Source organism: Acidovorax sp. FG42 (assembly GCF_057809195.1).
Window position 1 is genome coordinate 23,328 of sequence record NZ_JBMDJM010000018.1, and the last position, 20,577, is coordinate 43,904.

Genomic DNA, 20,577 nt, shown 5'->3' on the forward strand with positions numbered 1-20,577 from the left:
GCCATCGGGTACCCTTGTTTTCGCTTTCCGCCCAGGACTTCCAGGATTTCCGCATGACACAGAACATTTCCGCTGCCGAACAGGCCCTGCGCGACGCTGCGCGCGAATACCACCGCAACCCCACCCGGGGCAAGATTTCGGTCACCCCCACCAAGCCTTTGTCCAACCAGCGCGACCTGTCGCTGGCCTACTCGCCAGGCGTGGCCTACCCGTGCCTCGATATCGCTGCCGACCCTTCCAAAGCGTTTGACTACACCTCGCGCGGCAACCTGGTTGCGGTGATCACCAACGGCACGGCGGTGCTGGGCCTGGGCGACATCGGCCCGCTGGCCAGCAAGCCGGTGATGGAAGGCAAGGGCTGCCTGTTCAAGAAGTTTGCCGGGGTCGACGTGTTCGACATCGAACTGGCCGAACGCGACCCCGACAAGCTGATCGAAATCATCGCGGCGCTGGAGCCCACGCTGGGCGGCATCAACCTCGAAGACATCAAGGCGCCCGAGTGCTTCTACATCGAGCGGGAACTCAGCAAGCGCATGAACATCCCGGTGTTCCATGACGACCAGCACGGCACGGCCATCATCAGCAGCGCGGCGTTGCTCAACGGCCTGGAGCTGGTGGGCAAGCAGATCGACCAAGTCAAGATTGCTGTGTCGGGCGCGGGCGCGGCCGCCATTGCCTGCCTGAACGTGATGGTGGGCCTGGGCGTGAAGGTCGAGAACATCTTTGTGTGCGACTCCAAGGGCGTGATCTACGAAGGCCGCCCTGGTGGCTACGACGAATCGAAAGCGGCCTACGCGCAAAAGACCGACGCCCGCACGCTGGCCGATGCGGTCAACGGCGCCGACGTGTTCCTGGGCTGCTCGGCCCCTGGCGTGCTCACGGCCGAGATGGTCAAGACCATGGCGCCGAAGCCCATCATCCTGGCGCTGGCCAACCCCGAGCCGGAAATCCGCCCCGAGCTGGCCAAGGCCATCCGCCCCGACTGCATCATCGCCACGGGCCGCTCGGACTACCCCAACCAGGTCAACAACGTCCTGTGCTTCCCGTACATCTTCCGTGGCGCGCTGGACTGCGGCGCCACCAAGATCACCGAAGCCATGAAGCTGGCCTGCGTGCGCCAGATCGCCGACCTGGCCAAGGCCGACATCAGCGAAGAAGTGGCCAGCGCCTATGCAGGCAAAGAGCTGACCTTCGGCCCTGACTACCTGATCCCCACGCCGTTCGACTCGCGCCTGATCCTCAAGATCGCGCCCGCCGTGGCCAAGGCCGCCGCCGAGTCCGGCGTGGCCACGCGCCCCATCGAAGACATGGAGGCCTACAAGGAAACACTGTCGCGCTTCGTGTACCAGACCGGCATGCTGATGCGCCCCGTGATCAACGCGGCCAAGGCCCTGCCCGATGCACAAAAGCGCGTGGCCTATGCCGACGGTGAAGACGAGCGCGCCCTGCGCGCCGCACAGATGGCGATTGACGACAAGATCGCCCACCCCATCCTCATCGGCCGCCCCGCCGTGATTGCCGCGCGCATTGCCAAGGCCGGCCTGCGCATGCAGCTGGGCAAGGACGTAGAGGTGTGCAACCCTGAGGACGACCCGCGCTTCCGCCAGTACTGGGAGCATTACCACCAGCTCATGAAGCGCAACGGTGCCTCGCCCGAAGTGGCCAAGGCCGCCGTGCGCCGCTCCAACACCATCATCGCCTCGCTGATGGTGAAGCTGGGCGATGCCGACGCCATGATCTGCGGCCTGGTGGGCACGTACGAGACGCACCTGGAGCGCATCCACAGCATCATCGGCCGCCAGGAAGGCGCCAACAACTACGCCGCGCTGAACGCGCTGATGACCAACCGGGGCACGCTGTTCATTGCCGACACCTACGTGAATGAAGACCCCACGGCCCAGCAGCTGGCCGACATCGCCTGGATGTCGGTGCAGGAGGTGCAGCGCTTTGGCATCCCGCCCAAGGTCGCCTTCCTGTCGCACTCCAGCTACGGCTCGTCCAAGCGCGCATCGGCCCGCAAGATGCGCGAGGCGCGCGACCTGTTCGTGGCCGCCCACCCCGAGATCGAGTGCGACGGCGAGCTGCACGGCGATGCCGCGCTGGAGCCGAACATCCGCAACGCCTACATGGCGGACTCGACCCTGACGGACTCAGCCAATCTGCTGATCTGCCCCAACCTGGATGCCGCCAACATCCTCTACAACGTGCTCAAGACCACCACCAGCGGTGGCGTCACCGTGGGCCCCATCCTGATGGGCGCCGCTGCCACGGCCTACATCCTGACCCCGGCCGCCACCGTGCGCCGCGTGCTCAACATGACGGCCCTGGCCGTGGCCAGCGCTGCCACCCGGCCGCGCTGAAAGTACCGTGCCGGCCTTGCGCTGGCCGGCCTGCACACCGAGTCAACGGGGCCCCTGGGCCCCGTTTTTTTATGCGTGCGACAACCCCTTGCACTGCACTCGCACCATTTCGGGAAACCCAGCATGCTGGCATGCACCACTTCGGTGAACAATGGGGCACGGCAAAACACCCGCATCCGCAAACCGGGCATCGTTTTTGCTGACTGCAGGTGCATGGCCCCTGGATGGGGCCAACACCTTCCCTCACCGCATTTCCCCTTGCCCGACAGGAGCCCCGAATGAAAAAAAGACTGTTCATGCAAACCGCTGCCGCCCTGGCTCTGATCGGCAGCGCGTCGCTGGCCCAGGCACAGGCCACCACGCCCATCAAGTTCCAGCTGGACTGGCGTTTTGAAGGCCCTGCGGCGCTGTTCCTGCAACCCGTGGCCAAGGGCTACTTCAAAGCCGCAGGCCTGGACGTGACGGTGGACGCGGGCAACGGCTCCGGCGGTGCGGTGCAGCGCGTGGCATCGGGCACATACGACATGGGGTTTGCCGACCTGGCCGCCGTGATGGAGTTCCACGCCAACAACCCCGACGCGCAGAACAAGCCCGTGGCGGTGATGGTGGTCTACAACAACACACCCGCCTCGGTCATGGCGCTGAAAAAGAGCGGCATCACCAAGCCCGCTGACCTGGCAGGCAAGAAGCTGGGCGCCCCCGTATTTGACGCAGGCCGCCGCGCGTTCCCCATCTTCCAGAAGGCCAACGGCATCGGCGCCGTGACCTGGACCGCCATGGACCCGCCACTGCGCGAAACCATGCTGGTGCGCGGTGACGTGGACGCCATCACCGGCTTCACCTTCACCTCGCTGCTCAACCTGGAAGCCCGTGGCGCCAAGGCTGCCGACGTGGTGGTGCTGCCCTATGCCGACTTTGGCGTGAAGCTGTACGGCAACGTGATCATCGCCAGCCCCAAGCTCATCAAGGAGAACCCGGGCGCCATCAAGGCGTTCCTGTCGGCCTTCACCAAGGGCGCCAAGGAAGTCATCGCCAACCCCGCTGCGTCCATCGAATACGTGAAGGCGCGCGACGGCATCGTGAACGTGCCGCTCGAAACCCGCCGCCTGCAGCTGGCCATCGACACCGTGATCAACAGCCCCGACGCGCGCGCCGAGGGCTTTGGCCAGCTCAAGCCCGGCCGCCTCTCGCTGATGGCGTCGCAGGTGTCCGATGCGTTCAACACCAAGACCCGTGTGAACGCCGACGATGTGTGGAACGCCAGCTTCTTGCCCAGCGCTGCCGAGCTGAACATCCTGCCCAAGAAGTAAATACTATTAATTTGATAGCTGCAAGCGCATTATTCACGGCGCTTGCGGTCATTCTGAGCATAAAAACTTCCATGCAGGCTGCTGACAACTATTTTGTGGACTTCCGAGACGTCTGGCTCGCCTACAACGACGAGCTGCGCGCCAAGAACCAGTTTGCGGTCGAAGCCATCGACCTGCAGGTGCGGCGCGGCGAGTTCATCGCCATCGTCGGCCCCTCGGGCTGTGGCAAGTCCACCTTCATGAAGCTGGCCACGGGGCTGAAGATGCCGTCGATGGGCAAGATCCTCATCGACGGCCAGCCGGTGACGGGGCCGCTCAAGGTGTCGGGCATGGCCTTCCAGGCGCCTTCGCTGCTGCCCTGGCGCACCACGGTGGACAACGTGCTGCTGCCGCTCGAAATCGTTGAGCCCTACCGCAGCCACTTCAAGCAAAAGCGCAAGGAATACGAAGAACGCGCGCGCAAGCTGCTGCAAAAGGTGGGCCTTGCGGGGTATGAAGACAAATTCCCCTGGCAGCTGTCGGGCGGCATGCAGCAGCGCGCCAGCATCTGCCGCGCGCTGATCCACGAGCCCAAGATGCTGCTGCTGGACGAGCCGTTCGGCGCGCTCGACGCTTTCACCCGCGAAGAGCTGTGGTGCATCCTGCGCGACCTGTGGACCGAGCAGCAGTTCAACGTGATCCTGGTCACGCACGACCTGCGCGAGTCGGTCTTCCTGGCCGACACGGTGTATGTGATGAGCAAGAGCCCCGGCCGGTTTGTGGTGCGCAAGGAGATCGAGCTGCCCCGCCCGCGCGACCTGGAAGTGACCTACACCAAGGAGTTCACCGACATCGTGCACGAGCTGCGCGGCCACATCGGTGCCCTGCGAAAAGCAGGCGCGCCCATCCAGCAATAAGAACAAAGAAAGCGCCTCATCCCCATGCACAAAAAAACCGTGGAGCGCTGGTCCCCCTGGATCCTGCTCGTCGCCACCATCCTGCTGTGGCAAATCATCTGCTCGGCCTTCAGCATCCCTGAATACCTGTTCCCCAGCCCCTGGGCCATCGGCGTGCAGCTGGTGGAGTTCAGCGGCGTCATCGCAGGCCATGCCTGGCGCACCTTCTGGGTCACCATGGCGGGCTTTGGCATCGCTATCGTCGTTGGCGTGCTGCTGGGTTTTGTGATCGGCAGCTCGCGCATCGCCTATGCCGCCGTGTACCCGCTGATGACGGCCTTCAATGCACTGCCCAAGGCCGCCTTTGTGCCCATCCTGGTGGTGTGGTTCGGCATCGGCGTGGGCCCGGCCATCCTGACGGCCTTCCTCATCAGCTTCTTCCCCATCATGGTCAACATCGCCACGGGCCTGGCCACGCTGGAGCCCGAGCTGGAAGACGTGCTGCGCGTGCTGGGCGCCAAGCGCTGGGACGTGCTGACCAAGGTGGGGCTGCCACGCTCCATGCCGTACTTCTACGGCTCGCTCAAGGTAGCCATCACGCTGGCCTTTGTGGGCACCACCGTGTCGGAAATGACCGCTGCGAACGAAGGCATTGGCTACCTGCTGATCAGCGCAGGCTCGTCCATGCAGATGGGCCTGGCCTTTGCGGGCCTGATGGTCGTGGGCGCCATGGCCATGGTGATGTACGAGCTGTTCAGCTGGATTGAAAGACGCACCACGGGCTGGGCGCACCGGGGTTCTCAAGGTGAATAACCCGGCGGTGTTGAGCGAAGCCCAGGCAGCTACGCTGCTGCGCCGCGCCAACGCTGTGGCCCAACGCGCCAAGCACATGGGCCGCCACCCCTTCGGCGCGCTGCTCGTTGCGCCCGATGGGGAGACGGTACTGGCCGAGCAGGGCAATATCGACACCGTGAACCACGCCGAGAGCACGCTGGCCCGCACGGCGGCGGCGAACTACCCCGGCGCCTACCTGGCGCAGTGCACGCTGGTCACCACCTTCGAGCCCTGCGCCATGTGTGCGGGCACCATCTACTGGGCGGGCATCGGCCGCGTGCTGTATGGCGCCGAAGAAACCGCCCTGCTCGCCCTGACGGGCGACCACCCCGAGAACCCCACCCTGGCCCTGCCCTGCCGCACGGTGTTTGCCAGCGGCCAGCGCTCCACCGAGGTACTGGGCCCGGTGCCCGCACTGCAGGACGAGATCACCGCCCTGCACCGCGATTTCTGGCGGTAGCGGGCTCTGGCGCTTGTATGACAAGCGCGAGTAGCTTCTGTTTCAGTAGCAAGAGACACCATCAACGGGTGCCCCGGCACCCTGCCGCTATACTGCCCGCCCCGTTTGGACGACAGCAGGATCACACCGCATGCGCTTGACCATTCTTTTGCGCCTTCTGGCCCTTGGGGCCGCAGCAGGTCTGGCCGCATGCGGCGGCACCGCACCAACACAGCCGGCGGCGGGCGATGCCACACCGGTCGCAGCGACCCCATCCGCCACGCCCCCCATCCGCATCGGCATCGCCCTGGGCGGGGGTGCGGCCAAGGGCTTTGCGCACATTGGCGTGATCAAGATGCTGGAGGCCAATGGCCTGGCGCCCGCCGTGGTCTCGGGCACCAGCGCAGGCAGCGTGGTCGGCGCGCTGTATGCCAGCGGCATGAATGCCTTCGAGATGCAGGAAAAGGCCGTGGCGCTGGACGAAGCCAAGATCCGCGACCTGCAGCTCTCGTCTGGCGGGCTGGTGCTGGGGCAGAAGCTGGAAGACTATGTGAACGAGCAGGTGCGCCGCAAACCGCTGGAGCAGATGGCCAAGCCCTTTGTCGTCGTGGCCACGCGGCTGGAGGACGGTGAGCGCACCGTGTTTGCGCGCGGCAACACCGGCCAGGCCGTGCGCGCATCGAGCAGCGTGCCGGGCGTGTTCCAGCCCGTCACCATCGGCAAGTACCACTTTGTGGATGGCGGCATCGTGAGCCCCGTGCCGGTGGATGCCGCACGCCAGCTGGGCGCGGATATCGTGATCGCGGTGGACATCTCCAACAAGGCCCGGGGCCAGACGCCCGGCAACATGCTGGGCGCGCTCAACCAGTCGATTGCCATCATGGGCCAGAAGCTGGGCCAGGCCGAGCTGGCGCGGGCCGATGTGATCGTCCGCCCACAGGTGCTGGACATCGGCGCCGCCGACTTCAGCCAGCGCGCCAATGCCATCGTGGAAGGCGAAAAGGCCGCACTGGCCGTGATGCCGCAAATCCGCGAGCGCGTGGCCCAGCTGCAGACCGAACGCGCCAAGGCGGCGGCGCAGGCCCAGCAGAAGGCGGCCGAGGTGCAGTACCAGGCCTGCCTGGACAACCGCAGCCGGCTGCAGAAGCTTGCGGGCCTGGCCAAGCTGGACGACTCCTGCCCGGCGCCCAAGTAGAGCAGCCAACAAACCCTTCCGGCACAGCGCCCTTCGGGTAAAGTCTATTGCGCCCAACGCCTGCCCGCACCACCCGGCAACGCGTTCACGCCCCCACTGCCCGCGCCACCCATTCCATGTCTTCACCCTTCTCCGCCGTCAAACCCAGCGCCAAGCTCTCCGACCAGGTGGCCAGCGCGCTGGAGGCCGAGATTCGCGCGGGCCGCATCCAGGCTGCGCAGAAGCTGCCCACCGAGGCCGTGCTGGCGCAGCAATTCCAGGTCAGCCGCACGGTGGTGCGTGAGGCCATCTCGCGCCTCAAGTCGCTGGGGCTGGTGGACTCACGGCAGGGCAGCGGCGTGTATGTGCTGGCGCCCGGCATCGAGCCGTTGCAGTTTGATGTGCCCCTTGCGGCATCGCGCGAGGCGGTGATGCAGATTGTGGAAGTGCGCCGAGCGCTCGAAGCCGAGGTGGCAGAACTGGCAGCCCTGCGCCGCAGCGAGGAAGACATTGCCGCCATCCGCGCCGCCATGCAGCACATTGCCGACGCCGTGCGCGCAGGCCGCGACGGGGTGGAAGAAGACGTGCTCTTCCACCGCGCCATTGCCCAGGCGGCGGGCAACCCGTTCATGATCAGCACGCTGGACTACCTGGCCCAGTTTCTCAAAGGCGCCACGCGTGTGACCCGCGCCAACGAGGCGCGGCGCACCGACTTTGCCGATGCGGTGACCCACGAGCACACCCACATCGTGCGCGCCATCGAGGCGGGCGACCCGGTGGCTGCACGCGCCGCTGCGGCGCAGCATATGAAGAACGCATTGGCCCGCATCGAGCAGGCCGACCTGTCGTTCTGGGCCCAGGACGGCGCGCGACTGGCCCAGCCGCTGGTGGCGGCGTCCGCACCGCTGGTGTTCTGAGCTGCATCGGTGATGCCTGCGCGACGGGCTTAAACGCTTTGACGCTGGTGGCGTAGCGCGCATCCGAGCGAAGCTTGAGGTGTGGCGGCGGCGGGGTTTGCGCCCCGGTCGCATTGTTGATTTGCTACATATTTAGTAGCTTCTCAGGCATATTGCACTAGCGCTTGAGCACTAAAACGCCTCAAAAGCGCGTCACCTGCCCTCTCCACGCACTGGCACACGCGGGTTAACCCGTAGGAGTACAGATCGCAATAATTTGTATGATAACCATATAAACACATCAAACCGGGTGCGCCCAGCCTTCCTCAACAGGCCGTTTTCAGCGGCCTCCATCTGGGCCTGCCCCCCTTCCATCCCGGAGATACCCCGTTCATGTCCACCCTCGCACTTCTCGGCATCGGCGCCGGCAGCATTGGCCTGCTCCTGTTGCTCATCATCCGCTGGCAGGTCCACGCTTTCGTGGCGATGATGCTAGTGAGCTTTCTGGTGGCGTTTGCCACGGGCATGCCCATTGGCGACATCATCAGCACGCTGATTGCGGGCATGGGCGGCACACTAGGGTCGGTGGCCATCCTGGTGGCGCTGGGTTCCATGCTGGGGCGCATGATCGAGGTCTCGGGCGGTGCGGCCAGCCTGGCCAATCGCTTCACACAGCTGCTGGGGCCTACACGGGTGCCCATGGCCCTCACGGCTGCAGCGCTGGTGCTGGCGATCCCGGTGTTTTTTGACGTGGGCTTCATCATCCTCGTGCCCATCGTCTACGGCTTTTGCAAGGCGGCGGGCGTCAACCCCATCAAGTTCGGCCTGCCCGTAGCGGGCATCATGCTGGCTGCGCACGTGGTGGTGCCACCGCACCCCGGCATCGTGGGCGGGGCAGCTATCGTCAAGGGCGACATTGGCTGGATCACCATCATTGGCCTGGCCATCTGCATCCCGCTGGCGGCGTTGTCTCAGGTCGTGGCGGGCTGGCTCAATCGCAAGGGCTACCCCATGCTGCCCACCACGGCTGAGCAGTTTGCCGCCTTTGGCAACAGCGAAGACAGCAAGACCAGCAAAGCAAGCGCCGCTCCAAGCGTCGGCACCATCATGGCGCTGATCCTCATCCCCCTGGCCCTCATCATGGCGGGCACCACCGGCGCCACGCTGCTGCCCAAGGGTGACAACCTGCGCAACGTGCTGGGCTTCATCGGCTCGCCCATCTTTGCGCTGATGGTGGCCGTGGGCCTGGCGATGTTTCTGCTGGGCCGCAACCAGGGCTGGAACCGCGAGCGCACCAACGCCATCATGGAATCCGCCCTGCCCCCTGCTGCCACCGTGATTTTGGTGACGGGCGCGGGCGGCGTGTTTGCCAAGGTGCTCACGGCCAGCGGTATTGGCGCTGCGCTGTCGCAAAGCCTAACCGCTACCCATCTGCCGCTCATCCTGCTGGCGTTCATCATCTCTCTGGCCCTGCGCGCCGCCCAGGGCTCGGCCACCGTGGCCATCATCACCACCTGCGGTTTGCTGGCCGATGCGATGGCGGGTGGCGGGTATTCCCCCTTGCAAGTGGCGCTGCTCACGGTTGCCATTGGCTTTGGCAGCCTGGGTCTGTCCCACGTCAACGATTCGGGCTTCTGGATCGTGACCCGCTACCTGGGCCTGAGCGTGGGCGATGGCCTGCGCACCTGGACCGTGCTGACCACCGTGCTGGGTCTGGCGGGCTTTGCCCTGACTGCCCTGCTGTGGGTGGCCGTTGCTTGATTTTTCCTCTTTGCTCTAGAAAGACACCACTATGACCCAACCCACCGTCGGCATCATCGGCCTGGGCGCCATGGGCGCTGGCATTGCCAAGACCCTGCGCAACAACGGTTTCACCATCCACGTGTGCGACGCGCGCCCCGGCGCGGCCGATGCCTTTGTGGCCGACGGCGGCACGGCACACGCCACCACCGCTGCATTGGCAGCGGTGAGTGATGTGGTGGTGTCGGTGGTGGTCAACGCCGCGCAGACCGAGAGCGTGCTGTTTGGCGACGATGGCCAAAGCGGCGCAGCCAGCACCATGCGCCCCGGCAGCACCTTTGTGATGTGCTCCACGGTGGACCCAAACTGGTCGGTGGCACTGGAAGCGCGCCTGAACGCCCTGGGCCTGCACTATGTGGACGCACCCATCTCCGGCGGCGCCGCCAAGGCGGCATCGGGCCAGATGACCATGATGACCTCGGCCAAACCAGAAGCCTATGCCGCTGCGGGCGTCGTGCTCGACGGCATGGCCGGTAAGGTGTACCGCCTGGGCGACAAGGCGGGCGCGGGCAGCAAGGTCAAGATCATCAACCAGCTGCTGGCCGGTGTGCACATCGCCGTGGCTGCCGAAGCCATGGCGCTGGGCCTGCGCGAGGGTGTGGAAGCCAGCGCCTTGTATGAAGTGATCACGAACAGCGCGGGCAACAGCTGGATGTTTGAAAACCGCATGGCACATGTGCTGGCGGGCGACTACACGCCGCTGTCGGCCGTCGATATCTTCGTGAAGGACCTGGGCCTGGTGCTGGACACCGCCCGTGCCAGCAAATTCCCCCTGCCGCTGGCGGCCACCGCACACCAGATGTTCATGCAGGCATCGACCGCAGGCTTTGCCAAGGAAGATGACAGCGCTGTGATCAAGATCTTCCCGGGCATCACTCTGCCCGAAGGGAAGGACAAGGCATGACACGCGCACGTGCATTGCTGGGCTGCATTGCCGACGACTTCACCGGCGCGACCGACTTGGCCAACAACCTGGTGCGCGCCGGCATGCGCGTGGTGCAAGCCATGGGCGTTCCCAAGGCGCCGTTGGATACCGAGGCAGATGCCATCGTGGTCGCACTCAAGTCGCGCACCATCCCCAAAGACGAAGCGATTGCCCAGTCGCTTGAGGCGCTGAAGTGGCTGCAGGCGCAAGGTGCCGAGCAGATCTACTTCAAATACTGCTCCACCTTTGACAGCACAGCCGCAGGCAACATCGGCCCCGTGACCGATGCGCTGATGCAGGCCCTGGGCACCGACTTCACCATCGCAACGCCCGCATTTCCCGACAACAAGCGCACCGTGTTCAAGGGCTACCTGTTTGTGGGCGATGTGCTGCTGAACGAGAGCGGCATGCAGAACCACCCGCTCACGCCCATGACCGACCCCAACCTGGTGCGCGTGCTGCAGGCGCAGACCGAGAGCCGCGTGGGCCTGATCGACCACAGCGTGGTCGCACAGGGCGAGGCCGCTATCCGCGCGTGCATCGACCAACTGAAGGCCGAAGGCGTGCGCATGGCCGTGGTGGATGCGGTATCGAACGCCGACCTGCTGCGCCTGGGCCCTGCCCTCAAGAGCATGCCGCTGGTGACTGCTGGCTCGGGCGTGGCCATTGGCCTGCCGGGCAACTTTGGCGTGACGCCCAGCAACGAGGCCGCCCGCCTGCCCGCTTCACAAGGGCTGCAGGCCATCGTGTCCGGCAGCTGCTCGGTAGCCACCAACCAGCAAGTGATGGATTTCATCAAGGCGGGTAAGCCCGCTCTGGCCATCGACCCGCTGCGCATCGCCGCAGGCGTGGACGTGGCCGCCGAGGCGCTGGCATGGGCTGAGGGCCACATCGGCCAAGGCCCGGTGCTGGTGTATTCCACCGCCGAACCCTCGGCTGTGCGCGCCATTCAAGGCAAGCTGGGCTCTGAAAAAGCCGGAGCCATGGTGGAAGACACCATTGCCGCCATTGCACGCGGCCTGGTGCAGCGCGGTGTGCGCCAGCTCATCGTGGCGGGTGGCGAAACCTCGGGAGCCTGCGTGCAGGCCCTGGGCATCACGCAAATGCGCATTGGCGGGCAGATTGACCCCGGCGTGCCGTGGTGCCATGCCGTGGCCCCCGACGCGAAGGACGGACTGCACATCACGCTGAAGTCGGGCAACTTTGGCAGCACCGACTTTTTCACCAAGGCTTTTGCACAATTGCAGGCATGACCTCTACCCCCGCCTTCATGGATGAAGCCCAAGCCCGCGACGAAATCTGCCGCGTAGGCCGCAGCCTGTTCAAGCGGGGCTATGTGCACGCCACCGCAGGCAACATCAGCGTGCGCCTGGCCGATGGCTACCTCATCACCCCCACCGATGCCTGCCTGGGCACGTTGCAACCCCAGCGGCTGGCGCGCCTGGACGCACAGGGCCAGCAGGTGGCGGGCGACCGGGCCAGCAAGACCATTGCGCTGCACCGGCAGATTTACGAGGCCTCGGCTTCGACTGCAGCCCCAGCGCGCTGCGTGATCCACACGCACAGCACACATCTGGTCGCCTGCTCGCTGCAAGCCGACACCGCTGCAGATGGCCAGCTGTCGCCCGATACGCAATTGCTGCCGCCCATCACGCCCTACTTCGTCATGAAGGTGGGTCGCGTGCCGCACATCCCGTACCACCGCCCTGGTGATGCCGCAGCGGCCGCGCTGGTGGCGCAGACCATCACCCGCTATGCGGCGCAGCGCAGCCCTGTGCGCGCGGTGATGCTGGCGCGCGTGGGCCCCAACGTGTGGCACGACACGCCCGCCGCCGCCATGGCCGTGCTGGAAGAGCTGGAAGAAACCGCACGCCTGTGGCTGCTGTGCCAGCCCCGCCCTGCGCCACTGACTGAGCCCCAGATTGAAGAGCTGCGGCAAAGCTTTGGATCCCACTGGTAACGGGTAACGGGCTGGCTGCGCACAAGGCGCGGGGATGAAAGAACACACACAAGGAGACAAACCATGACCCTTTCTTTCTGGCACAAAGCCTTCGCCCCCATGCTGCTGGGCGTGCTGGCCACAGGGGGCGCATCGGCTGCGGACTACCCCGCTCCCAAGCACGGCGAGTGGGTCGTCAAGGACTTCCGCTTCCACACCGGCCAGACTTTGCCCGAACTCAAGCTGGCCTACTCCACCGTGGGTGAGCCCACCGGAGAGCCCGTGCTGGTGCTGCATGGCACCAATGGCTCGGCAGAGAGCATGCTCACGCTCGGCTTTGCGGGCACGCTGTTTGGCCCCGGCCAGCCGCTGGATGCGCGCAAGCACTTCATCATCCTGCCGGACGCCATCGGCACAGGCCGCTCCAGCAAGCCGTCGGACGGCCTGCGCGCCGCCTTCCCAGCCTACAACTACGACGACATGGTGCAGGCCCAGTACCGCCTGCTTACCGAGCACCTGGGCGTGCGCCATGTGCGCGCCATCATCGGCAACTCCATGGGCGGCATGCACACCTGGGTGTGGGCCCAGCGCTACCCCGACTTCATGGACATTGCCGTGCCCATGGCGTCGCTGCCCGCCGCCATGTCGGGCCGCAACTGGATGATGCGCCGCCTGCTGGTCGATGCCATCCGCAACGACCCCGAATGGCAGGGCGGCAACTACACCCGCCAGCCCCGCAGCCTGCAGTTTGCGTCGGTGTTCTTTGGCACCGGCACCAACGGCGGCAACCAAGGTCTGCAAAAGCTGGCCCCAAGCCGCGCTGCAGCCGATGCGCTGGTGGAGCAACGCCTCAAGGCCCCTTTCCGTGGCGATGCCAACGACCACATCTATCAGTGGGAAGCATCGCGCGACTACGACCCCGAGCCTGGGCTGGAACGCATCACCGCGCGCGTGCTGGCCATCAACTCGGCAGACGATGAGCGCAACCCACCCGAGCTGGGCGTGCTGGACAAAGCCATCGCCCGCATCCCGCACGCACAGGCCTACGTGATCCCTGCCAGCGCCGACACCCTCGGCCACAGCACGGTGGGCCTGGCGCGCTTTTACCAAGACCGGCTGGCACAGGTGCTCACAACCGCACCCCGCCGCTGACCGCTTTTTCTCAGGAATCTTTCATGCCCCGCTTTGCTGCCAACCTGTCCATGCTCTACAACGACGTGGACTTTCTCGACCGTTTTGCTGCCGCCGCCCGCGATGGTTTCCAGGCGGTGGAGTACCTGTTTCCCTACGCCTACCCGACGCAAGAACTGGCCGCGCGCCTGCAAGCCAACGGCCTGCAGCAGGTGCTGTTCAACGCTCCGCCCGGCAACTGGGACGCGGGCGAACGTGGGCTGGCCTGCCTGCCGGGGCGTGAGGCCGAGTTCCGCGAAGGCATTGCCAAGGCCATCGACTACGCCAAGGCCCTGCAGTGCCCCCGCATCCACGTGATGGCAGGTCTGGTGCCCCAGGGCGCGGACGCAGCCACCGTGCGCGCCACCTACATCGCCAACGTGCGCCACGCCGCCGAACAGGCTGCACCGCACGGCATCCAGATCCTGCTGGAGCCCATCAACGGCCGCGACATGCCAGGCTTCTTCCTGAGCCGCCAGGACCAGGCTCATGCGCTGATCGCCGAGATCGGTGCCACCAACGTGAAGGTGCAGATGGACCTGTACCACTGCCAGATCGTGGAAGGCGACCTGGCCATGAAGGTGCGCCAATACCTGCCCACCGGCAACGTCGGCCACTTCCAGATTGCCGGCGTGCCCGAGCGGCATGAGCCTGATGTGGGCGAGATCAACTACACCTACCTGTTCAAGTTGCTGGACAGCCTGGGCTACGACGGCTGGATTGGCTGCGAATACCGCCCTGCGCGTGGCGCTGCCGCCCACGCCACCAGCGACGGGCTGGGCTGGCTCAAGCCCTGGCTTTAAGAGCCTGTTTACGATCTCGCAGGGGATCGCGTTGGAGCGCAATCGGGATGAGTGGATGCGTCGGATGCGCCGCATGGGCTCATGCCCATGCAAGCAGCCAGGGCGTCCAATCGCCCGATTTCGCTCCAACCCTTCGGGCAGTGGCCTTTGCGGGCGGTCTGCGGCGTTGCAGCGCTTGTGGATAGCGGGGCTATCCACTGCGCACCGCGCCTTGCATCCCATCCCGCAAAGACCGCTGCGCGACCCCTGGGAGATCGTGAACAGGCTCTAAGCCCGCTCCGCACCACAGTTGCCGCTGCACGCCTGACGCTGGTGCAGCGCGCACCATGGCGCGGCACACGGGGGCGTCCAGACATAGTTTCTCGCTGGGTTGGCATGGCACAGATCCTGCAAATACATCGACGCCAAGAGTAGAAGCGTTCAGCGGCCACCGCCCGGAAATTGCTCTTGAAGCATGCAATGGACTGACGCCACCCACGGGCGAGCAGGACTGTGCGTCTTCAGGAGGCCGCTGCCCCACCTTGCAGCCCCAGCGCCCTGTCGGTTGATTGCATGCACCCCGTCCGGAGGGGTGTGAAGCCTGGCTTTTCACTCCCCCGTGGTTATCCGCCAACGACCAGGAGTGCTCCACCATGCAACGCCGTTCCCTCATCCGCGCCACTGGCGCCGCCGCCCTGCTGTCTGCCACACCGTTTGTGCGCGCCCAGGGCAATCTGCAAAAGTTCAAGTTCAACCTGGGCTGGAAGGTTGAGGCCTCGGGCGCGGGCTTTTTGCTGGCGCAGCAGCGCGGCTACTACAAGGATGCGGGCCTGGACGTCACCATCGACACCGGCAACGGGTCTGCATCGGCCATCAGCCTGGTGGCGGGCGGTGCGTATGACGTGGCGTCGGCCGACCTCTCGACCATGATCGAGTTCAACACCGCCAACCCACAATCCAAACTGGCGGCGGTCGCCATCCAGTACGACCTGAACCCCAACTCGGTCATGGTGCGCAAAGATGGCGCCATCAATAAACCCGCCGACCTAGCGGGCAAGACCATCCTGGGCCAGCCCTTCAACGCCTCCCGCAAGCTCTTTCCTGCCTTTGCCAAGGCGCAAGGCTTTGACGGCAGCGGCGTGAAATGGGAGAACGTGGCGCCCGACATTGGCGACACGCGCTTTGTGAAAGGTGACTTTGACGCAGCAGCGTACTTCTTCTTCACCGGTCTGCTCAACCTGAAGGCGCGCGGCCTGACGCCGGATCAGATCACGGTGTTTCGCTTCTCGGACTACGGCCTCAAGTCCTACGGCAACGGGCTGATCGCCAACGCCAAGAGCATGCAGGACAACCCGGATGCCATGAAGGCCTTCGTCAAGGCCACCACGCGCGGCTGGGTCGATGCGATTGCCGACCCGCGCGCCGGCGCTGCCGCCATCAAGGCCCGCGAGCCCTTGGCCCATGAAGAGATCGAGTTCGAACGCCTGCAGCTCATCGTGGACGGCACCATGAAGACCGCTGAGACACGCACCAACGGCTGGGGCGCTGCCACCCCTGCGCGCCTGCAGGCCACCATCGATGAGACCGTGGCGGCCTTCGGCCTCAAGAGCAGCCTGGCGGTGGCCGACATCTGGACCGACCGCTTCCTGCCCCCGGCCGCCGACCGCAAGCTCAAAGCCTGACCCGGGGAAATCCATGGGCATCCCCCTCATCGACCTCAGCGGCGCCCTGCAGCCAGGCGCGCCGCGCAGCCCTGCCGTGATGGCTGTGGCCGACCAACTGCGCCAGGCCTGCATGGGCGCAGGGTTCTTCTACGTGCGCGACCACGGGGTGCCGCTGGACGTCATTGCACGCCAGTTTGAATTGGCGCAGCAGTTCTTCGACCTGCCGCTGGCATCCAAGGAAGCGATTTCGCTGCACCACTCACCCGCCATTCGGGGCTACGAAAGCCTGGGCGGGCAGACCCTGGACGCAAATGCGCGCCCGGACCTCAAAGAGAGCTTCTACTGCGGGCTGGACTACGCTGCCGAACATCCGTACGTGCAGCGTGGCTACCACTCCTACGGCAGCAACCAGTGGCCGGAGGGGTTGCCCGAGCTGGCCACCCAGAGCCACACCTACATCGCCGCCATGCGGCAACTGGCCATGCGGCTGATGCAGCTGCTGGCACTCTCGCTCGACCTGCCCGAGGACTACTTCGACCACACGCACCAGAGCCCCATGCTCACGCTGCGGCTGCTGCGCTACCCGCCGCATCCTGAAAGCGCCGATGCACTCACCTTTGGCGCAGGCGAGCACACGGACTGGGGTGCCATCACCCTGCTGGCCCAGGATCACCATGGCGGTCTGGAGGTGAAGCTATCCACCGGCGAATGGGTGGCCGCCACACCCATCGAGGGCGCGCTGGTGGTGAACCTGGGCGACATGATTCCGCGCTGGACCAACGGGCTGTACCGGTCCAACCCGCATCGCGTGCGCAACGTGCACAGCGGGGGCGCACCGCGCCACTCCATTCCGTTTTTCTACACGCCCGACTACGAGGCCCAGGTGATCCCCGTCCCCACCTGTGTGCCTGCCGGTGAGTCGCCGCGCTTTGCACCCTGCACCGTGGGCGAGCACTTGCAGGCCATGTACCGCAAGACCTATGGCCTGGGTCAGACCACCACATCCACCACCCCGGCCAGCGCGGCGGTGATGGCATGAGGCTCTGGTTCAACCTGTTGTGCCAGGACATCGAGGCACAACTGCAGTTCTATCAAGCCCTGCTGCAGTTGCCCGAGGCGTCGGGGACGCGCTCGGCCATCTACCGGGCGGTGGAGACCGAGCACTTCCAGCTCGGCTTCAATGCCCCCGAGGCCTATGCCCTGCTGGGCCTGGCCGACCGGCAGCCTGGCGCAGCCTTGCCGTCACCACGCGGCGTGACGGGCTATGCCACCTTCATGCTGGACACACCGGACGCCGTGGAGGCTGCCACCGAAAAGGCCAAAGCTCTGGGCGGACAGGTCATCAAGCCACCTTACGCCACGTACTACAGCCAATGGCAGGCGGTGCTGGCGGACCCGGAGGACAACGTGTTCCGGATAAGCGCTGTGGGTGTACCGCGCCACGTCGCTTGAGCCTGCCCCTAGCCTGGCCGCGCCATCGACGGCACCCGCCCACCCAGGCATCGGCGGGGCGGACAAGCGCCCACCCCTGCCTCCCAAGTCACGCGTCAATAAGCCTTGAAGTTGGCCGCCACCCGCTGGTTCAGGTAGTCGCCCGCGGCAATCGCCGGGTACTTCTTGCCGGGCCCTTCGATGATGGCGTCGCGGTTGGCCTGGGCAAAGAAGGCGATGCTGTAGCGCGGCCCCATGTACTCGCCGGGCAGAGGGTTCTTTACACGGTGGAAGTTGCTGGGCAGCTGGTCGTCGCTCCAGCGCATCAGCATGTCCCCGATGTTGCAGGTGATGGCCTGCTCGTCGGGCTCCACCGAGGTCCAGGCTTGGGTGTCCATCTCCTTGCCCGGGCACACCTGCAGGCCACCCTGGCCCTGGCGCTGAAAGAGCAGGGTCAGGCAATCAAAGTCGGTATGCGCCCCGGCGCGCCACAGGCCCAGGTGGGCTTGCTGCTCGGGCGGGGTCGCAAAGTAGTGCAGCAGGCGCAAGGTGCTTTGGTAACTGGCCTGCGCAGGGTCGTGCGCGCGGGCAAAGAAGGCCTCGTCAAACTCCAGCTTCCACGCAAAGCACGACAGCACCTGCATGGCCACCTGCCAGCACCGGCCCTCAAACGCAAGCATGGTGGCCTGAAAGCCTGCCAGCTCCTCGTCAGTGGGCCACAGGCCGGCCATGTGCGGGCGGGTGATCTGGTACGACTCCTTCTGGTCCGGCGTGCCGGTGGAGGGGCGCACCTGCGCGCGGCTCTCCCAGCCCACATTCAGCGCTTTCTTGAGCGGGTACTGCGCCTTCACGCCATCCGGCAGCGCAAAGAAGCGCTCGGTCATCGCAAAGGCGTTGTGCACCTCGGCCAGGTCAATGCCGTGGTTCACGATCTGGAAAAAGCCGACATCGACGGCGGCGTCCCATAGCTGGTCGGCAATCTCGGTCTTGCGCTGAGCAAAGTGGCTGAGGTCGATGCGGCGGATCTCGCGGCTCGCGGTTTCCGAGCCCATCGCGCCCATGCGCGTTTCTTTTTGCAGCTCGGCGAGGTCGTAGGCAGCAGTAGTGGTCATGCAGTTCTCCTGAAGGCAAGTGGAAGGAAGAAAGGCCCTCCCGCTGGGTGCTTCAAGAGTGGGTGACACCGCCTGCGGCGGCCGTCCTTTCAACCCTTGAAGCCACGATGTGTCAACGCACACCGCTGTGTGCACAGCGGGCTTCAAGAGCAATTTCCGACTGGCATCGCCCCGTGCAGGATCACACAGGGGGCAACGCAGTGAACGCTTCTACTCTTGCCAAAACCGATGCAAGAAGAATGCCCACGGCTCCTTGCTTGTGTGTCCACGCAGGGTGAGAGCGCTTGTGTGCAGCGCATCAAAAGCCATTCATACATGTCACTGATTGTGATTGGCATGCCAAATGCATAGCGCCCTGCACCACAACGGCGGGCGTGCAGACAGTCCGGCGTTGCACAACGACAGCCACCCACCCACCATCGACGGAGACACCTACACCATGCACGCGCTCATGTCTGCACCCCCAGCCAGCTTTGACGACCCCACCCCCATCAACGACACCGACGGCACCTACCTGCGCCAGGCCATCGCGTGGTCGTGCACGGCCCGCGCGCGCGGCAACCGCCCGTTTGGCGCGGTGGTGATCAGTGCCGAAGGGCGCCTACTGGCCGAGGCTTACTGCAACACCACCGAGACCGGCGACTGCACGGGCCACGCCGAGACGAATGCGGTGCGCCAGCTCAGTCCGCGCGTGGGGCGCGATGCCCTGGCCAAGGCCACGCTGTATTCGTCGGCCGAGCCCTGCGTGATGTGTGCGGGCGCCATCTTCTGGTCGGGCATTGGGCGCGTGGTGTTTGGCATTGACGCCGAGCGCCTGCGCGTATTCCGGGGCGCGCGGGCCGAGCAGCGCGATGCCGAGCTGTCGTGCCGTGACGTGTTTGCAGCCTCGCCCCACGCCATCGAATGCATCGGCCCGGCGCTGGTCGAAGAAGCCAGCGCACCCCATATCGGGTTCTGGAAAGTCTGACCCACTCCTGCGCGGGCAGAATCTGCGGCGCACACTCTGCAATCCCCCCATGCCTCGCACCAAAGCCATGACCGAATCCGAAGCCGAAGCCGCCTCCGGCGCGCTGCTCAGCCGCGCCAAACAGGGGCGCGAACGCATCCTGGGCGCTATCCGCGACGCGGCCATTGCCGAGTTCAGCCGCCATGGTTTCAAGGGGGCATCCACCAAGGCCATTGCCGAGCGCGCCGGGCTGACCAAGCCCCAGCTGCACTACTACATCAGCAGCAAGGAAGAGCTGTATGAAGAGCTGCTGTACTCGGTGCTCAACGGCTGGTCGGGCGCCTTCATCTTTGACAGCAACAGCGACGATCCCAAGAAGGTGTTGAGCAGCTATGTGCGCAAAAAGCTCGACTACGCACTGGACAACCCGGGCCTGTCGCGCATCTTCACCACCGAGGTGCTGGGCGGTGGGCGCAACCTGGGCAAGTACTGGCCGGTGGCCGTCAAGTCCACCCAGCAGAAGGTGGACCTCATCAACCGCTGGATTGCCGAAGGCCGCATGCGCAAGGTGGACGCCAAGGTTTTGCTGATGCAGATCTGGGGCATGACGCAGCACTACGCCGACTACGGCGTGCAGGTGCACATCATGCTGGGCCTGGCGCCCGACGACCCCATCGACCGCGAGCCCATCGTGCGCGAACTCACCAGCTTTGTGCTGCTGGGCTGCGGCCTCGCACCAGACTAAGGCCCCCGCCCCATTCTGGGCATCCCTCGGGTGCCCGAGGGGCGAATCCCGGGCAATTTGCACCAGCACGCGGCGTCAAAAGCCGCTTTCAGGCCGCGTTGATCCACCACAAAGACGTTTGACGGGTTTTTGTGGCTGGCACAGCCTTTGCAATAGTTTGACCAATCGATCAAAT

General features: G+C 65.4%; 19 protein-coding genes. 18 read left to right on the forward strand and 1 reads right to left on the reverse strand.

Annotated features, from left to right (window positions below; translation table 11 throughout):
• Window positions 1–53: 53 nt before the first annotated feature.
• The 16 genes from ACODSM_RS17570 (at window position 54) to ACODSM_RS17645 (ending at window position 17,620) form a co-directional block, all read left to right on the forward strand.
• A complete protein-coding gene (locus ACODSM_RS17570) occupies window positions 54–2,360 on the forward strand; it encodes an NADP-dependent malic enzyme (protein WP_488806365.1) in 2,307 nt (768 codons plus the stop codon).
• Between the two features lie 278 nt (window positions 2,361–2,638).
• The gene (locus ACODSM_RS17575) at window positions 2,639–3,670 is read left to right on the forward strand and encodes an ABC transporter substrate-binding protein (protein ID WP_015012860.1); all 1,032 of its coding nucleotides are present in this window, start codon (window positions 2,639–2,641) and stop codon (window positions 3,668–3,670) included.
• 71 nt (window positions 3,671–3,741) lie between these two features.
• Window positions 3,742–4,566, forward strand: a complete 825-nt coding sequence (locus tag ACODSM_RS17580; protein WP_043566088.1) for an ABC transporter ATP-binding protein — start codon at window positions 3,742–3,744, stop codon at window positions 4,564–4,566.
• A 24-nt stretch (window positions 4,567–4,590) separates the two neighbouring features.
• Complete coding sequence (locus ACODSM_RS17585) at window positions 4,591–5,358, forward strand: ABC transporter permease (protein ID WP_488806366.1); 768 nt, start codon at window positions 4,591–4,593, stop codon at window positions 5,356–5,358.
• Window positions 5,359–5,368: 10 nt separating this feature from the next.
• The gene (locus ACODSM_RS17590) at window positions 5,369–5,839 is read left to right on the forward strand and encodes a nucleoside deaminase (RefSeq protein WP_488806367.1); all 471 of its coding nucleotides are present in this window, start codon (window positions 5,369–5,371) and stop codon (window positions 5,837–5,839) included.
• Between the two features lie 130 nt (window positions 5,840–5,969).
• On the forward strand, window positions 5,970–7,013 hold the full coding sequence (locus ACODSM_RS17595; protein WP_488806368.1) for a patatin-like phospholipase family protein: 1,044 nt from the start codon (window positions 5,970–5,972) through the stop codon (window positions 7,011–7,013).
• 116 nt (window positions 7,014–7,129) lie between these two features.
• Window positions 7,130–7,909 (forward strand): FadR/GntR family transcriptional regulator, encoded by a 780-nt coding sequence (locus ACODSM_RS17600; RefSeq protein ID WP_116749138.1) that lies wholly within the window; start codon window positions 7,130–7,132, stop codon window positions 7,907–7,909.
• 372 nt (window positions 7,910–8,281) lie between these two features.
• On the forward strand, window positions 8,282–9,649 hold the full coding sequence (locus ACODSM_RS17605) for a GntP family transporter (RefSeq protein ID WP_295942857.1): 1,368 nt from the start codon (window positions 8,282–8,284) through the stop codon (window positions 9,647–9,649).
• A gap of 31 nt (window positions 9,650–9,680) precedes the next feature.
• Entirely contained in the window at window positions 9,681–10,592 is a 912-nt protein-coding gene (gene ltnD / locus ACODSM_RS17610) for an L-threonate dehydrogenase (RefSeq protein WP_488806369.1), read from the forward strand.
• Window positions 10,589–11,866 (forward strand): 3-oxo-tetronate kinase, encoded by a 1,278-nt coding sequence (gene otnK, locus ACODSM_RS17615; RefSeq protein WP_488806370.1) that lies wholly within the window; start codon window positions 10,589–10,591, stop codon window positions 11,864–11,866. The genes ltnD and otnK overlap by 4 nt, the downstream gene beginning before the upstream one ends.
• Before the next feature lie 17 nt (window positions 11,867–11,883).
• Window positions 11,884–12,573 carry a class II aldolase/adducin family protein gene (locus ACODSM_RS17620; RefSeq protein WP_488806423.1) on the forward strand — a complete coding sequence of 230 codons (690 nt, stop codon included), beginning with the start codon at window positions 11,884–11,886 and terminating at the stop codon, window positions 12,571–12,573.
• 63 nt (window positions 12,574–12,636) lie between these two features.
• Window positions 12,637–13,704: an alpha/beta fold hydrolase gene (locus ACODSM_RS17625; RefSeq protein ID WP_488806371.1), complete on the forward strand. Its 1,068-nt coding sequence runs from the start codon at window positions 12,637–12,639 to the stop codon at window positions 13,702–13,704.
• Window positions 13,705–13,727: 23 nt separating this feature from the next.
• On the forward strand, window positions 13,728–14,525 hold the full coding sequence (gene otnI / locus ACODSM_RS17630; protein WP_488806372.1) for a 2-oxo-tetronate isomerase: 798 nt from the start codon (window positions 13,728–13,730) through the stop codon (window positions 14,523–14,525).
• Between the two features lie 632 nt (window positions 14,526–15,157).
• Window positions 15,158–16,186 carry an ABC transporter substrate-binding protein gene (locus tag ACODSM_RS17635; protein WP_488806373.1) on the forward strand — a complete coding sequence of 343 codons (1,029 nt, stop codon included), beginning with the start codon at window positions 15,158–15,160 and terminating at the stop codon, window positions 16,184–16,186.
• A gap of 13 nt (window positions 16,187–16,199) precedes the next feature.
• Window positions 16,200–17,207 (forward strand): isopenicillin N synthase family dioxygenase, encoded by a 1,008-nt coding sequence (locus tag ACODSM_RS17640; protein ID WP_488806374.1) that lies wholly within the window; start codon window positions 16,200–16,202, stop codon window positions 17,205–17,207.
• Window positions 17,204–17,620 carry a VOC family protein gene (locus ACODSM_RS17645; RefSeq protein WP_488806375.1) on the forward strand — a complete coding sequence of 139 codons (417 nt, stop codon included), beginning with the start codon at window positions 17,204–17,206 and terminating at the stop codon, window positions 17,618–17,620. Before ACODSM_RS17640 ends, ACODSM_RS17645 begins: the two co-directional genes overlap by 4 nt.
• Window positions 17,621–17,715: 95 nt before the next feature.
• Here ACODSM_RS17645 and ACODSM_RS17650 read toward each other — a convergent pair whose 3' ends face one another.
• Entirely contained in the window at window positions 17,716–18,711 is a 996-nt protein-coding gene (locus ACODSM_RS17650; RefSeq protein ID WP_488806376.1) for an isopenicillin N synthase family dioxygenase, read from the reverse strand.
• A 451-nt stretch (window positions 18,712–19,162) separates the two neighbouring features.
• Here ACODSM_RS17650 and ACODSM_RS17655 point away from each other — a divergent pair, with 451 nt between their 5' ends.
• Together ACODSM_RS17655 and ACODSM_RS17660 are read left to right on the forward strand one after the other, a co-directional pair.
• Window positions 19,163–19,678 carry a nucleoside deaminase gene (locus ACODSM_RS17655; RefSeq protein WP_488806424.1) on the forward strand — a complete coding sequence of 172 codons (516 nt, stop codon included), beginning with the start codon at window positions 19,163–19,165 and terminating at the stop codon, window positions 19,676–19,678.
• A 67-nt stretch (window positions 19,679–19,745) separates the two neighbouring features.
• On the forward strand, window positions 19,746–20,402 hold the full coding sequence (locus ACODSM_RS17660) for a TetR/AcrR family transcriptional regulator (protein ID WP_488806425.1): 657 nt from the start codon (window positions 19,746–19,748) through the stop codon (window positions 20,400–20,402).
• Window positions 20,403–20,577 lie beyond the last annotated feature (175 nt).

What these genes read in the sequence shown, in the direction of transcription:
- ACODSM_RS17605 (WP_295942857.1), top strand. Translation starts at nt 8,282, where the DNA reads ATGTCCACCCTCGCACTTCTCGGCATCGGCGCCGGCAGCATTGGCCTG.
- ltnD (WP_488806369.1), top strand. Translation starts at nt 9,681, where the DNA reads ATGACCCAACCCACCGTCGGCATCATCGGCCTGGGCGCCATGGGCGCT.
- ACODSM_RS17635 (WP_488806373.1), top strand. Translation starts at nt 15,158, where the DNA reads ATGCAACGCCGTTCCCTCATCCGCGCCACTGGCGCCGCCGCCCTGCTG.
- ACODSM_RS17595 (WP_488806368.1), top strand. Translation starts at nt 5,970, where the DNA reads ATGCGCTTGACCATTCTTTTGCGCCTTCTGGCCCTTGGGGCCGCAGCA.
- ACODSM_RS17575 (WP_015012860.1), top strand. Translation starts at nt 2,639, where the DNA reads ATGAAAAAAAGACTGTTCATGCAAACCGCTGCCGCCCTGGCTCTGATC.
- ACODSM_RS17570 (WP_488806365.1), top strand. Translation starts at nt 54, where the DNA reads ATGACACAGAACATTTCCGCTGCCGAACAGGCCCTGCGCGACGCTGCG.
- ACODSM_RS17640 (WP_488806374.1), top strand. Translation starts at nt 16,200, where the DNA reads ATGGGCATCCCCCTCATCGACCTCAGCGGCGCCCTGCAGCCAGGCGCG.
- ACODSM_RS17585 (WP_488806366.1), top strand. Translation starts at nt 4,591, where the DNA reads ATGCACAAAAAAACCGTGGAGCGCTGGTCCCCCTGGATCCTGCTCGTC.
- ACODSM_RS17580 (WP_043566088.1), top strand. Translation starts at nt 3,742, where the DNA reads ATGCAGGCTGCTGACAACTATTTTGTGGACTTCCGAGACGTCTGGCTC.
- ACODSM_RS17625 (WP_488806371.1), top strand. Translation starts at nt 12,637, where the DNA reads ATGACCCTTTCTTTCTGGCACAAAGCCTTCGCCCCCATGCTGCTGGGC.
- ACODSM_RS17655 (WP_488806424.1), top strand. Translation starts at nt 19,163, where the DNA reads ATGTCTGCACCCCCAGCCAGCTTTGACGACCCCACCCCCATCAACGAC.
- ACODSM_RS17650 (WP_488806376.1), bottom strand. Translation starts at nt 18,711, where the DNA reads ATGACCACTACTGCTGCCTACGACCTCGCCGAGCTGCAAAAAGAAACG.
- ACODSM_RS17600 (WP_116749138.1), top strand. Translation starts at nt 7,130, where the DNA reads ATGTCTTCACCCTTCTCCGCCGTCAAACCCAGCGCCAAGCTCTCCGAC.
- otnK (WP_488806370.1), top strand. Translation starts at nt 10,589, where the DNA reads ATGACACGCGCACGTGCATTGCTGGGCTGCATTGCCGACGACTTCACC.
- ACODSM_RS17620 (WP_488806423.1), top strand. Translation starts at nt 11,884, where the DNA reads ATGGATGAAGCCCAAGCCCGCGACGAAATCTGCCGCGTAGGCCGCAGC.
- ACODSM_RS17660 (WP_488806425.1), top strand. Translation starts at nt 19,746, where the DNA reads ATGACCGAATCCGAAGCCGAAGCCGCCTCCGGCGCGCTGCTCAGCCGC.
- otnI (WP_488806372.1), top strand. Translation starts at nt 13,728, where the DNA reads ATGCCCCGCTTTGCTGCCAACCTGTCCATGCTCTACAACGACGTGGAC.
- ACODSM_RS17645 (WP_488806375.1), top strand. Translation starts at nt 17,204, where the DNA reads ATGAGGCTCTGGTTCAACCTGTTGTGCCAGGACATCGAGGCACAACTG.